Origin of the sequence: Streptomyces gardneri (assembly GCF_006539185.1) — a bacterium.
Lineage (GTDB): Bacteria > Actinomycetota > Actinomycetes > Streptomycetales > Streptomycetaceae > Streptomyces > Streptomyces gardneri.
In genome coordinates this window covers 52570-64702 of the sequence record NZ_BJMN01000045.1, presented here as the reverse complement: position 1 = coordinate 64702, position 12133 = coordinate 52570, and the positions used below count along the sequence as shown (strand labels likewise).

The following is a 12133-nucleotide window of genomic DNA, read 5'->3' as shown; positions in this document are numbered from 1 at the left end:
GGCTGTGGAGCGGGTACGACGGTGGGGCCGGACCCCTTTCGGGTCCGGCCCCACCGTCGTACCCGAGGATCCTGCTCAGACCGTCTCGGCGACCTTCGGGGCGTCCTCGCCCGCGGTCGCCTTCGGCTCCGGTCCCGCGCCGCGCAGCGCCACCTCCTTGACGAAGAAGGCGAGGGCGAAGCCGAGGACGGAGACCGCCGCGGCGACCAGGAAGGCGGAGTGGGTGCCGACGGAGACCGCGTACTGGTAGGCCTCGCGCAGCGACTCCGGCAGCTTGGCGAGGCTCGCCGCGTCGAGCTGCGCGGTCCGCTCGGTGAGCCCGGACCCGCCGCGCGCCGCCATCTCGTCCTGCACCCGGCTCGTGAAGAGCGCGCCCATGATCGCGACGCCGAAGGAGGAGCCGAGCGTCCGGAAGAGGGTGGTGGAGGAGGAGGCGACGCCCATGTCCTTCATCTCGACGCTGTTCTGCGCGACGAGCATGGTGATCTGCATCAGGAAGCCCATGCCGGCGCCGAGGACCGCCATCCAGACCCCGGAGACCAGCCGCGAGGTGCCGGTGTCCATCGTGGAGAGCAGGAAGAGGCCCGTCACCATCAGGGCGCCGCCGACGATCGGGAAGACCTTGTACTTGCCGGTGCTCGTGGTGAACCGGCCGACGAGCAGCGAGACGACCATCATCGCCATCAGCATCGGCAGGAGCAGGAGGCCCGAGTTGGTCGCCGAGGCGCCCTGGACGGACTGCTGGAAGATCGGCAGGTAGAGGACCGCGCCGAACATCACGAAGCCGGTGATGAAGCCGATCAGGGACATCAGGGTGAAGTTGCGGCTGCGGAAGATGTGCAGCGGCATGATCGGGTCCTCGGCCCTGGTCTCCACCCACAGGAAGGCGGCGAGGGCGGCCGCTCCGCCGACCGCGAGGCCGACGATGGTGGCCGAGCCCCAGGCGTACTCCGTGCCGCCCCAGGTGGTGACGAGGACGATCGCGGTGATGCCGACGGTCAGCAGTCCGGCGCCGAGGAAGTCGATCCGGGTGCCCGTGGCGCGCTGCTTCTTCGGCAGGTGCAGGACGGTGGTGACCATGGCGAGGGCGACGGCGCCGAGCGGCAGGTTGATGTAGAAGGACCAGCGCCAGCCCCAGTGGTCGGTGATGGTGCCGCCGACGAGCGGTCCGCCGATCATGGCGAGGGCCATGACGCCGGCCATCATGCCCTGGTACTTGCCGCGCTCGCGGGGCGGGATCAGGTCGCCGATGATCGCCATGACGCCGACCATGAGGCCGCCGGCGCCGAGGCCCTGGATCGTGCGGAAGCCGATGAGCTGGCCCATGTCCTGGGCCATGCCGCTGAGCGCCGAGCCGATCAGGAAGATCACGATCGAGGTGAGGAAGACGCCCTTGCGGCCGAACATGTCGCCGAGCTTGCCCCAGAGGGGGGTGGAGGCGGCGGTGGCCAGGGTGTAGGCGGTGACGACCCAGGAGAGGTGCTCCAGGCCGCCGAGCTCGCCGACGATCGTCGGCATCGCGGTGCCGATGATCATGTTGTCCAGCATCGCGAGCAGCATCGCGATCATCAGGGCGAGGAGGACGACACGGACGCTGCGCGCCGGGGGTGCCTTCTCCTCCGCTGCTTGCACTGTCCCGTCGTTCGCCATCGCCATCCCCTTACTTGCCGCCCGGCTAGTTACTAGGATGGGGACGGTAGACCCGTAACTTGCCGGTCGTCAAGTAAGTAAAAGTGGGAGAGCAGCCATGGCCCGAGGCAACACCCGCCAGCGCATCCAGGACGTGGCCCTGGAACTCTTCGCCGCGCAGGGGTACGAGAAGACCTCGCTGCGCGAGATCGCCGAGCACCTCGACGTCACCAAGGCCGCGCTCTACTACCACTTCAAGACCAAGGAAGACATCATCATCGGCATCTTCCAGGACCTCACCCGGCCCGTGGACGAGCTGATCGACTGGGCGCGGGAGCAGCCGCGCACGCTGGAGGTGCGGGAGGAGATCCTGCGCCGCTACCAGGCGTCCCTGCTCAGCGCCTACCCGCTGTTCCGCTTCATGCAGGAGAACCAGGCGGCCGTCCGCGAGCTGAGCATCGGACTGACCTTCAAGGAGCGGATGCTCGAGCTGAGCGGCCTGATCCAGGAGGAGGACTTCGCCGTCATCGACCGGGTGCGGTGCGTGAGTGCGATCTTCACCCTGCACGCGGGGATGTTCTTCCTGGACAACGTCGAGGGCGACTCCGAGGAGAAGCACGAAGCCGTCCTCGAGGTCGCCCTCGATCTGCTGAGCCAGGCCCACAGGGCCGGCTAGCGGGAGTTACCGGGGAGAGTCCGCGGCGGGACTCAGATGCTCACGCCGTGGGACCGCAGGAAGGCGGCCGGGTTCACGGAGGAGCCGTAGTTCGGGGTCGTGCGGATCTCGAAGTGCAGGTGCGGGCCGGAGGAGTTGCCGGTGTTGCCCGAGAGGGCGATCTGCTGACCGGCGGCGACCTTCTGGCCGACGTTGACCTTGATCTTCGACAGGTGGGCGTACTGCGAGTACTTGCCGTTGGCGTGCTTGACGACGATCGCGTTGCCGTACGCCGGGCCGTCGCCGCCGCCGTTCGGGCCGGCCTTCACGACGGTGCCCGCGCCCGCGGCCTTGACCGGGGTGCCGGTCGGGACGGCGAAGTCCTGACCGGAGTGCTTGTGGGCCCACATGGCGCCGCCCTGGTTGTAGCTGGCGCTCAGGGTGTACGAGACGACCGGCTTGACCCAGGACGGGGTCGCCTTCTTGGCGGCCTTCACCGGGGTGGCCTTCACGGCGACGGCCTTCGCGGTGGCGGCCTTCACGGTGGCGGCCTTCACGGTGGCGGCCTTCTGTGCTGCGGCCTTGGCGGCGGCGGCCTTCACCTGGGCGGCCACGTGGGCCTGGGTCTCGGCCTGGGCCGCGACGGCGGCCGAGGCGGTGACGGCGACCGGGGCGACGGCCTTGCCCTCGGCGGCGAAGGCGGACCCTGCTCCGGCCACCAGCGACGCTCCCAGACCCGCGGCGGCGAGGGCGACGGCGGCGGTACGGGTGGCGGGGTTCATGACGCGCTTCGACATACGGGGGAAAACCTCCGGGAAGTACGGGACCCGACGCGAACAGTGCTCTGCGCCGGGCTTGCTCATCCTTGGTAACCCGGACCCCCGGCCATCCCAAAACACCCCATCTACGACATTGCGTCGTAGCGATCTCCGGGGGAGATCGACCCTTGACGGCCTTGGCTTCAACTCCTGAAACCGGACATACCGCCACAAGAGAAACGGTTTATCCGCATGCCACGGGGGCCCGGAACTGCCCGAAAGGCCGCGCAGCGCCCGGTTCGGGACCCTGCGGGACCAAAGACCCCCCGGTTGATCACTAAACGTCCCGAATCACCACCAAAGGTCGCCACTATTCCGGTTAGTACCCCTCGAAACGCCTGTGCGCCTTGTCACCAGCCGGCGGCTGCCAATGGGACCTGGGTCACGCAACCAGCCCGTCGGAAAGGCCGTCCCGCACTACGCTGGCGGATTCGGGGATCTTCAGGGGGACAGACATGGAACCGGCACTCATCGGCACCCGGCTCGCCTCGGCGGCGATCAGCCCACTTCTGAAGAAACTGCTGGTCAGCGACGGTCCGGGCGCAGGGCTCACGGGCGGGGCCCGCGCCGTGCGGCTCTCCTCCCTGGTCTCCTTCCGCGGCGAGAAGCGCACGCTCACGGAGAAGGACGTCCGGAAGCTCGCCGCCGCCCTCGTCGAGCGCTCGGCCGGCGGGCCCGGCGAGGCCCCCTTCCCCGCCGACGAGACCGAGGCCGTCGCCCACACCCTGGGGACGACCCTCCTCGCCCTCGGCGACCTCGACATGGACGATGTCCAGGCCGTCCGTCTCGGCCACCGCACCCTCGCCCAGCGCCTGCGGGCGGCGGCCCCGGCCCCCGACGGCCTCTCCACCGACTCGGTCCTCTACCTGGAGTCGATGACCGAGTGGGCCTGCCTCCACATCCTGGAGTTCTTCACCCAACGCTCCACGTTCGTCGCCCGCAGCCTGGTGGAGCAGACGCGCGGCCAGACGGAACTCATCGCGAAGATCGACGAGGTCATCCGCCGGACACCGCGCGCCGACGGCCGGGACACGGAGTTCGAACGCCGCTATCTCTCCCACCTGGCGAAGAAGCACGGCCGCCTCACCATCTACGGCATCGACCTGCACGACTCATCGGACCGGTGGCCGCTGGACGTGGCGTACCTGTCGCTGGAGGCGACGGGGAGTGCCGACCCGGCGGACCGCCCCCATCCCCAGGAGCAGGACCGGACCGTCACTCGCGCCGACCTCGCGCTCGCCCGCCACGACAAGGTCCTCCTGCGGGGACCGGCCGGCGCGGGCAAGACGACGCTCGTCCAGTGGCTGACGACCTCCGCGGCGGCGGAGAAGCCGGCGGACGGCATGGGCTACCTCCACGGCCGCGTCCCCTTCGTCCTCCCCCTGCGCGCCCTCACCCGCCACGGCGAGCGGCTCCCCTCCCCCGAAGGCTTCCTCTCCGCCGCCGGCTGCCCGCTCACCGCGCCCGAGGGCTGGGCCGACCGGGTCCTGGCCGCCGGGCGGGGCCTGGTCCTCGTGGACGGCATCGACGAGATCCCCGAGGCCGAGCGCGGCCGGGCCCGCGAGTGGCTCCGCGGTCTCCTCGACACGTACGAGGGCAACCGCTGGCTGGTGACCTCGCGCCCCACGGCCGTACGGGACGACTGGCTGGCCCCCGAGGGCTTCACCGAGCTGACGCTCTCCCCCATGACCGGCGCGGAGGTCACCACCTTCGTACGCCGCTGGCACCGGGCGGCCGGGGCGGAGGCGGAGCCGTACGAGCAGCCGCTCCTCGACGCCCTCCGCACCGCCGAGCACGTCGCCGAGCTCGCCACCAACCCCCTGATGTGCGGTCTCGTCTGCGCCCTGCACCGCGACCGGCGCGGCTTCCTTCCCCGCGGCCGCAAGGCGCTCTACGAGGCCGCCCTGTCGATGCTCCTCTCCCGCCGCGACCGCGAGCGGGACATGGGCGCCCCGTCCGGGCTCGTGCTCGACGAGGCACCGCAGATCCAGCTGATCCAGCGGCTCGCGTACTGGCTGACGCTCAACGGCCGGACGACGCTGGACCGCGCCCACGCGAAGTCGATCGTCACGGAGGCCGTCCCGGCGGTCCAGGAGGCCTCGGCGTACGACCCCGACGCGGTCTTCACCCACCTCCTCCACCGCAGCGGCCTCCTCCGCGAGCCGACGGCCGACACGGTCGAGTTCGTCCACCGCACCTTCCAGGACTACCTGGCGGCCAAGGCCCTCGTGGACCGCTGGGACATCGGCGTCCTGGTACGGCACGCGACGGACGACCAGTGGGAGGACGTCCTCCGCATGGCCGTGGGCCACGCCCGCCCGCGCGAGTGCGCGGAGATCCTCCGCGAACTGCTGTCGGCGGCGGACGCGGCCGAGGACCGGCGGGTCCGGCTACGGCTGGTGATCCTGGCGGCGACGGCCCTGGAACACGCGACGGAGGTGGCCCCGGAGATACGCGAGGAGCTGCTGGCCCGCACGGCCAGGGTCATCCCGCCGCGCACCGTGAGCGAAGCACGGGCGCTGGCCGCGGTGGGGCACCTGGTCCTCGACCTTCTGCCCGGCCCCGAGGGGCTGAGCGACGAGGACGCGTGGCTGGTCGTGACGACGGCGACCTTCGTCGCCTCCGACGCGGCCATCCCCTATCTGTCCCGGTTCACCGGCCATCCGTCCCTCCGGGTCCAGTCCCAGCTCGTCTGGGCATGGTTCCGCTTCGACACGGATCAGTACGCCGAGGAGATCATCGGGCGACTCGACCAGGCCGAGCTGGAGTACACCGTCCAGACCGACGAGCAGGCCGCCGCACTCGTGCGGCTCGGTCTGCGGCCGGCGTTCCTGGACATCAGGGCGGGGCTCACCGAGCGCGGCCTCGCCCTCCTCGCACCGCTGCTGCCCCACGCGAAACTCCGGGCGCCGAACGACACGTGACGGGAAACGGGAAAAGGGGCGGCCCCGGAACCATCAGGTTCCGGGGCCGCCCCTTTGCTCAGGCGCTATGCCTTACGCGTCCTTCGAGAGGTTCGGGCCGGTGCCGCCCGTGGCCTCGATCGGCGGGGCGTCCGGCAGGGCCGACTTCTCCTCGCCGCGGAAGGTGAACGTGCGCTCGTCGCCTTCGCCCTCCGTGTCCACGACCACGATGTGACCGGGGCGCAGCTCGCCGAAGAGGATCTTCTCCGAGAGCGTGTCCTCGATCTCGCGCTGGATCGTCCGGCGCAGCGGCCGGGCGCCCATCACGGGGTCGTAGCCCTTCTTGGCGAGGAGCTCCTTCGCGGACTGGGAGAGCTCGATGCCCATGTCCCGGTCCTTCAGGCGCTCGTCCACGCGGCCGATCATCAGGTCGACGATCTGGAGGATGTCCTCCTGCGTCAGCTGCGGGAAGACGATGATGTCGTCCACACGGTTGAGGAACTCGGGGCGGAAGTGCTGCTTCAGCTCGTCGCTGACCTTCGCCTTCATCCGCTCGTAGTTGGACTTCGTGTCCCCCTGGGCCGCGAAGCCGAGGTTGAAGCCCTTCGAGATGTCCCTGGTCCCGAGGTTGGTGGTCATGATGATGACCGTGTTCTTGAAGTCCACGACCCGGCCCTGGGAGTCGGTCAGGCGACCGTCCTCCAGGATCTGGAGAAGGGAATTGAAGATATCGGGGTGGGCCTTCTCGACCTCGTCGAAGAGGACGACGGAGAACGGCTTGCGACGCACCTTCTCGGTGAGCTGGCCGCCCTCTTCGTAGCCGACGTATCCGGGCGGCGAACCGAAGAGACGGGAAACCGTGTGCTTCTCGCTGAACTCCGACATGTCGAGGGAGATCATCGCGTCCTCGTCGCCGAAGAGGAATTCGGCGAGAGCCTTCGAAAGCTCGGTCTTACCGACACCGGACGGACCGGCGAAGATGAACGAGCCACCGGGGCGCTTCGGGTCCTTCAGACCGGCTCGCGTACGGCGGATCGCCCGCGAGAGGCCGATGACGGCGTCCTTCTGGCCGATGACGCGCTTGTGGAGCTCGTCCTCCATGCGCAGCAGGCGGCTGGACTCCTCCTCGGTCAGCTTGAAGACCGGGATGCCGGTGGCGGTCGCGAGGACCTCGGCGATGAGCTCGCCGTCGACCTCGGCGACGACGTCCATGTCGCCGGCCTTCCACTCCTTCTCGCGCTTGGCCTTCGCGGCGAGGAGCTGCTTCTCCTTGTCGCGGAGCGAGGCGGCCTTCTCGAAGTCCTGCGAGTCGATCGCGGACTCCTTGTCCCGGCGGACGCCGGCGATCTTCTCGTCGAACTCGCGGAGGTCCGGCGGCGCGGTCATCCGGCGGATGCGCATCCGGGAGCCGGCCTCGTCGATCAGGTCGATCGCCTTGTCCGGGAGGAAGCGGTCCGAGATGTACCGGTCGGCCAGGGTCGCGGCCTGGACGAGGGCCTCGTCGGTGATGGAGACCCGGTGGTGGGCCTCGTACCGGTCGCGCAGACCCTTGAGGATCTCGATGGTGTGCGGCAGCGACGGCTCGGCGACCTGGATGGGCTGGAAGCGGCGCTCGAGGGCCGCGTCCTTCTCCAGGTACTTCCGGTACTCGTCCAGCGTGGTCGCACCGATGGTCTGGAGCTCACCGCGGGCCAGCATCGGCTTGAGGATGCTGGCGGCGTCGATCGCGCCCTCGGCGGCACCCGCACCCACGAGGGTGTGGAGCTCGTCGATGAACAGGATGATGTCGCCGCGGGTGCGGATCTCCTTGAGGACCTTCTTCAGGCGCTCCTCGAAGTCACCGCGGTAGCGGGAGCCGGCGACCAGCGCGCCGAGGTCCAGGGTGTAGAGGTGCTTGTCCTTGAGGGTCTCGGGCACCTCGCCCTTGACGATGGCCTGCGCGAGGCCCTCGACGACGGCGGTCTTGCCGACGCCGGGCTCGCCGATGAGGACCGGGTTGTTCTTGGTGCGGCGGGACAGCACCTGCATGACCCGCTCGATCTCCTTCTCGCGCCCGATGACCGGGTCGAGCTTGGATTCGCGGGCCGCCTGGGTGAGGTTCCGGCCGAACTGGTCGAGGACCAGGGACGTCGAGGGGGTGCCCTCGGCAGGGCCGCCGGCCGTGGCGGCTTCCTTGCCCTGGTAGCCGGAGAGCAGCTGGATGACCTGCTGCCGCACCCGGTTGAGGTCGGCGCCCAGCTTCACGAGGACCTGGGCGGCGACGCCCTCGCCCTCGCGGATCAGGCCGAGCAGGATGTGCTCGGTGCCGATGTAGTTGTGGCCGAGCTGGAGGGCCTCGCGGAGCGAGAGCTCCAGGACCTTCTTGGCACGAGGAGTGAAGGGGATGTGCCCGGACGGGGCCTGCTGCCCCTGTCCGATGATCTCCTCCACCTGCTGGCGGACCGCCTCGAGCGAAATCCCGAGGCTCTCCAGGGCCTTAGCGGCGACACCCTCACCCTCGTGGATAAGGCCCAGAAGGATGTGCTCGGTGCCGATGTAGTTGTGGTTGAGCATCCGGGCTTCTTCCTGAGCCAGGACGACAACCCGCCGCGCGCGGTCGGTGAACCTCTCGAACATCGTTAATCGCTCCTCAGAGCGGTCAGTCAGTTAGGGGTCGATCCCCTCCCTGTCCTTCCGCAGCTTAGTCCCGCAAGCGGGGACCGCTCATTCCAACTGCCGACATCCGTCCGGATCACCCCTCTTCCGCGGGGAGACCTGCCGCCGAACAACCGACAAATGCTCCAACCCGATGGTGCGAGACGATGTTCCCGCAGGCCAAGTAGTTACCCGCGCCTTGAGTACGCCGATGGCGAACGTGAGACGCCGAAGCCCGCGAGTCGCCCCTCTCCACTAGGAATGTCTTACCCGTAAGCACTGACACTCCATGCGGCACACCCCGGTTCCCTCCGCTACCAGCGAACAACCTTGCGCTGCCGAATGCGTCCGTACGCCTCATCACGGACACCTTGCGCATCCGGAAGGGGACCGTCCGTCACCAGGGGTGAGTCCGGAACCTGTCCGGAACGGGTCCCGGGCATGCCGGGGGCGTAACCAAGAGGGCTCGGCGGGAGTTGCGCCGGGTATGGCCTTCACCGTCCCGCCTCCCCGCTCACCGCTCGACAGCGACGGCGGTCTGGCGCGGTGGTACGAGCACGAGCTCGGCTGGGCCGCGGTGCCAGGCCCCCCGGTGCAGCTGGTCACGGGGCTGCGTTTCGACGTCCTGGAGCTGCCCGCCACGGCCGGTCGTGGCGTCCTGCGCCGGATGGGCGCGGGGACGGGTCCGGTGGCCCTGATGGGGCGCCGGATGCGGCTGCTCGTGGCCGCGGGGAGCGCCGAGGAGGTCCCGGGGCTGCTCGACTGGCTCGAGTGGGGCGGGATCTCACTGGATCTCGCGATCCTGGGCACCGACGGCCGGATGACCGCGCCCCTTCCCCCGGGGCGGGGCGGTTCCGGCGCGCCGGGTGCCGCGGTCTGGCTGCGGGCGCCCGTGCCGGGGCGCGAGGTCGAGTCCTCGCTTCCGGCCCTGCGGTCCGCACCCTGGGGCGGTGCGGACGCCCCCTGCCTGGTGCGTCTCGTGGCCGCCGCCGCCGCTGAGTGCCACCGGGCGCGGCTGCTGAGCGTCCGGACCGGTGGCCCGGCACCTCAGCAGCTGTCGCCTCAGCGGTTCGCGTCCTCGTAGGCGGCCTTGACGGTGGCGGGCACACGGCCGCGGTCGTTCACGTCGTAGCCGTTCTCCTTGGCCCACGCGCGAATCTTCGCCGTGTCGGGGCTGCCGGCCGCGACGCGACCCTTGCCACGCCCGCCGGTGGTGCGGCCACCGGTACGACGACCGCCCGCGGTGTACGGCTCGAGCAGGCCGCGGAGCTTTTCCGCGTTGGCGGTGGTGAGGTCGATCTCGTAGGTCTTGCCGTCCAGCGCGAACGTCACCGTCTCGTCCGCCTCGACGCCGTCGAGGTCGTCGACAAGAAGGACCTGAACCTTCTGTGCCACCGGATTTCCTTTCATCGAAAATGCAGTACGCGGAAAGGAAACCGCTTTTCCCGGAAAAACACAAACCCCTGGGAGAGGTTCAGAACCCCGACGGCACGGGAAACGTGCGCGATTCGGACATAGGGATCCGGTTCGGGATCGCCGCGGGGTTCCGGGTCACAGGTGCAGAAGCATGCGGCTGTTGCCCAAGGTGTTCGGCTTCACTCGTTCGAGACCGAGGAACTCGGCGACGCCCTCGTCATAGGAACGGAGGAGCTCGCTGTAGACATCTCCGTCGACCGGGGTCTCACCGATCTCGACGAAGCCGTGCTTCGCGAAGAAGTCGACTTCGAAGGTCAGGCAGAATACCCGCCGCACCCCGAGCCATCGGGCGGTGTGCAACAACTTGTCCAGCACCTGATGTCCGACGCCGACGCCCTTGAAGTCGGGATCGACGGCGAGTGTGCGGACTTCCGCGAGGTCTTCCCACATCACGTGCAGAGCGCCGCAACCGACGACCGTGGCGTCCTCGTCGCGTTCCGCGACCCAGAACTCCTGGATGGACTCGTAAAGAGTCACGGTCGCCTTGTCGAGAAGGATGCCGCGCTGGACGAAAGGATCGACGAGACGGCGGACCGCGGCCACATCACTGGTGCGGGCCCTGCGTACGGTGACGGCTTTGGCGGAGGCCGCTGAAGCGGCCGGAGAAGCAGACGGCGACATGGGGGGGACGCTATCGCTCCCCGGCCTCGGATCCCTCGGCACCCTTGTCGACCACGGCCTCTTCGGGCGGGGCGGGAACCGGGTTGTCACGCTGGACGATACGGATGGCGTCGTTCAGCGCCTCGCGCTGGTCCTGCGACATCATGCCGAAGAAGGCGACGAGGGCGGCGGCCGGGTTGTCGCTCTGGGCCCAGGCCTCGTTCATCAGCGCGGCCGAGTAAGCGGCCCGGGTGGAGACCGCCGTATATCGATAGGCACGGCCGTCGACTTCCCGGCGCACCCAGCCCTTCTGATGGAGATTGTCCATGACGGTCATGACGGTGGTGTAGGCGATGGACCGTTCCTGCTGGAGGTCTTCCAGAACTTCCCGGACGGTCACCGGACGGTTCCATTGCCAGACGCGCGTCATGACGGCGTCCTCAAGCTCTCCCAATGGACGGGGCACAGTGCCACCATAGTTCGCAAAGAGTTGATAAGCGGCCATTTACGTGAGGAAACGCAACAACCAAAACAAAAAGGACGCGCGACCTCGGAAGGTCGCACGTCCCGGTGGTGCGGGGTGTCGCCGGCGCGGAGAGCGGGCCTCAGGAAGCGGGCGTGCCGTCCGACTGGCGGGTGGACTCGGCGCGGGCGAGGGCGGCGTCCACGACCGCGTCCTCCTTGGCCTTGTTCGGGCCGCCCTGGCTCTTGACGATCACGACGACGAGAGCGGTGAAGAACGCGGCCATCACGACGGGGGGCAGGAGCGCGGATACGTAGTCCATGCCGTCCAGAGTAGCTATCCGGCGACCCGCTCCTCGGGCGGGGGCGGCGGTACGGGGCGTCGGCGCGGCGGGAAGACCTCGGAGGGCTTGGGCACCGGGCGGTCGCCGGGCGGGGGGCCGGACGGCGGGTTCGGCTTCGGCTCGCCGGCTGCCGCGCGCCCGCCGGGGAGGGCGAGCAGCCGCGCCCGGGGGGCGAGCGCCGCGCCGACGCCGACGCGGGTGGCGGGGGCGGTGGAGCCCGTCGCCTGGGAGACCCGGGCGAGCCGGGCGCGTACGGAGCGCTCGGCGAGGATCTGGCAGCGGGCGAGCAGCTCGGCGGCGGCGGGGTTGGCGCGCAGGGCCCGCAGGGCGGCGAGGTCGTCGACCCCGGGGTCGTACCCGGCGGTCAGGGCGTCCCGGAGGAGGCCCAGATAGCCGGCGAGGGACCCGGGGAGGGCCTCGCGGTAGCGGGTCAGGTCGTCGAGGAGGAAGGCGCGCAGCCGGCCGGCCTCGCGTACCGCCTCGTCCACGGATTCGGCCAGGCGCAGGCAGTCCTGGACGTCCTCGTCCTGGAGGGGGGCAGGGTTGAGGGCGATGGCAAGGGCGCCTCGGAGCACACGCAGCTCGTCCGCACTGAATGCCATGCCGCCGCGA

At 69.7% G+C, this 12133-nt stretch carries 11 protein-coding genes; 3 read left to right on the top strand and 8 right to left on the bottom strand.

What is annotated here, in order from left to right:
- Window positions 1–75: 75 nt before the first annotated feature.
- On the bottom strand, window positions 76–1650 hold the full coding sequence (locus SGA01_RS30930) for an MDR family MFS transporter (protein ID WP_141300587.1): 1575 nt from the start codon (window positions 1648–1650) through the stop codon (window positions 76–78).
- A 97-nt stretch (window positions 1651–1747) separates the two neighbouring features.
- On the opposite strand from SGA01_RS30930, the gene SGA01_RS30925 reads away from it, so the two are divergent.
- The gene (locus SGA01_RS30925) at window positions 1748–2305 is read left to right on the top strand and encodes a TetR/AcrR family transcriptional regulator (RefSeq protein ID WP_055642799.1); all 558 of its coding nucleotides are present in this window, start codon (window positions 1748–1750) and stop codon (window positions 2303–2305) included.
- 32 nt (window positions 2306–2337) lie between these two features.
- On the opposite strand, the gene SGA01_RS30920 is transcribed toward SGA01_RS30925, so the two are convergent.
- Window positions 2338–3081: a M23 family metallopeptidase gene (locus tag SGA01_RS30920; RefSeq protein WP_141300585.1), complete on the bottom strand. Its 744-nt coding sequence runs from the start codon at window positions 3079–3081 to the stop codon at window positions 2338–2340.
- Between the two features lie 476 nt (window positions 3082–3557).
- Between SGA01_RS30920 and SGA01_RS30915 the strand changes: the two genes are divergently transcribed.
- Window positions 3558–6026, top strand: a complete 2469-nt coding sequence (locus tag SGA01_RS30915; protein ID WP_141300583.1) for an NACHT domain-containing protein — start codon at window positions 3558–3560, stop codon at window positions 6024–6026.
- 72 nt (window positions 6027–6098) lie between these two features.
- On the opposite strand, the gene SGA01_RS30910 is transcribed toward SGA01_RS30915, so the two are convergent.
- Complete coding sequence (locus SGA01_RS30910; RefSeq protein WP_055642797.1) at window positions 6099–8621, bottom strand: ATP-dependent Clp protease ATP-binding subunit; 2523 nt, start codon at window positions 8619–8621, stop codon at window positions 6099–6101.
- A 505-nt stretch (window positions 8622–9126) separates the two neighbouring features.
- On the opposite strand from SGA01_RS30910, the gene SGA01_RS30900 reads away from it, so the two are divergent.
- Window positions 9127–9723, top strand: coding sequence for an SCO3374 family protein (locus SGA01_RS30900; RefSeq protein ID WP_141300581.1), 597 nt, complete (start codon window positions 9127–9129; stop codon window positions 9721–9723).
- Here the strand turns inward: SGA01_RS30900 and SGA01_RS30895 are convergent.
- The 5 genes from SGA01_RS30895 to SGA01_RS30875 form a co-directional block, all read right to left on the bottom strand.
- Entirely contained in the window at window positions 9702–10034 is a 333-nt protein-coding gene (locus SGA01_RS30895) for a histone-like nucleoid-structuring protein Lsr2 (RefSeq protein ID WP_017240029.1), read from the bottom strand. The genes SGA01_RS30900 and SGA01_RS30895 overlap by 22 nt on opposite strands.
- 156 nt (window positions 10035–10190) lie before the next feature.
- Window positions 10191–10736 (bottom strand): amino-acid N-acetyltransferase, encoded by a 546-nt coding sequence (locus tag SGA01_RS30890; protein WP_141300579.1) that lies wholly within the window; start codon window positions 10734–10736, stop codon window positions 10191–10193.
- A gap of 10 nt (window positions 10737–10746) precedes the next feature.
- On the bottom strand, window positions 10747–11181 hold the full coding sequence (locus SGA01_RS30885; RefSeq protein WP_141300624.1) for a BlaI/MecI/CopY family transcriptional regulator: 435 nt from the start codon (window positions 11179–11181) through the stop codon (window positions 10747–10749).
- 139 nt (window positions 11182–11320) lie between these two features.
- Window positions 11321–11500, bottom strand: a complete 180-nt coding sequence (locus SGA01_RS30880) for a hypothetical protein (protein ID WP_055642793.1) — start codon at window positions 11498–11500, stop codon at window positions 11321–11323.
- 14 nt (window positions 11501–11514) lie between these two features.
- Window positions 11515–12123 (bottom strand): hypothetical protein, encoded by a 609-nt coding sequence (locus tag SGA01_RS30875; RefSeq protein WP_167534225.1) that lies wholly within the window; start codon window positions 12121–12123, stop codon window positions 11515–11517.
- Window positions 12124–12133: the final 10 nt, after the last annotated feature.

Excerpts from the sequence above, each read along its gene's own strand:
- SGA01_RS30900 (WP_141300581.1), top strand. The coding sequence starts at position 9,127 with ATGGCCTTCACCGTCCCGCCTCCCCGCTCACCGCTCGACAGCGACGGC.
- SGA01_RS30890 (WP_141300579.1), bottom strand. The coding sequence starts at position 10,736 with ATGTCGCCGTCTGCTTCTCCGGCCGCTTCAGCGGCCTCCGCCAAAGCC.
- SGA01_RS30910 (WP_055642797.1), bottom strand. The coding sequence starts at position 8,621 with ATGTTCGAGAGGTTCACCGACCGCGCGCGGCGGGTTGTCGTCCTGGCT.
- SGA01_RS30880 (WP_055642793.1), bottom strand. The coding sequence starts at position 11,500 with ATGGACTACGTATCCGCGCTCCTGCCCCCCGTCGTGATGGCCGCGTTC.
- SGA01_RS30875 (WP_167534225.1), bottom strand. The coding sequence starts at position 12,123 with ATGGCATTCAGTGCGGACGAGCTGCGTGTGCTCCGAGGCGCCCTTGCC.
- SGA01_RS30925 (WP_055642799.1), top strand. The coding sequence starts at position 1,748 with ATGGCCCGAGGCAACACCCGCCAGCGCATCCAGGACGTGGCCCTGGAA.
- SGA01_RS30915 (WP_141300583.1), top strand. The coding sequence starts at position 3,558 with ATGGAACCGGCACTCATCGGCACCCGGCTCGCCTCGGCGGCGATCAGC.
- SGA01_RS30920 (WP_141300585.1), bottom strand. The coding sequence starts at position 3,081 with ATGTCGAAGCGCGTCATGAACCCCGCCACCCGTACCGCCGCCGTCGCC.
- SGA01_RS30930 (WP_141300587.1), bottom strand. The coding sequence starts at position 1,650 with ATGGCGAACGACGGGACAGTGCAAGCAGCGGAGGAGAAGGCACCCCCG.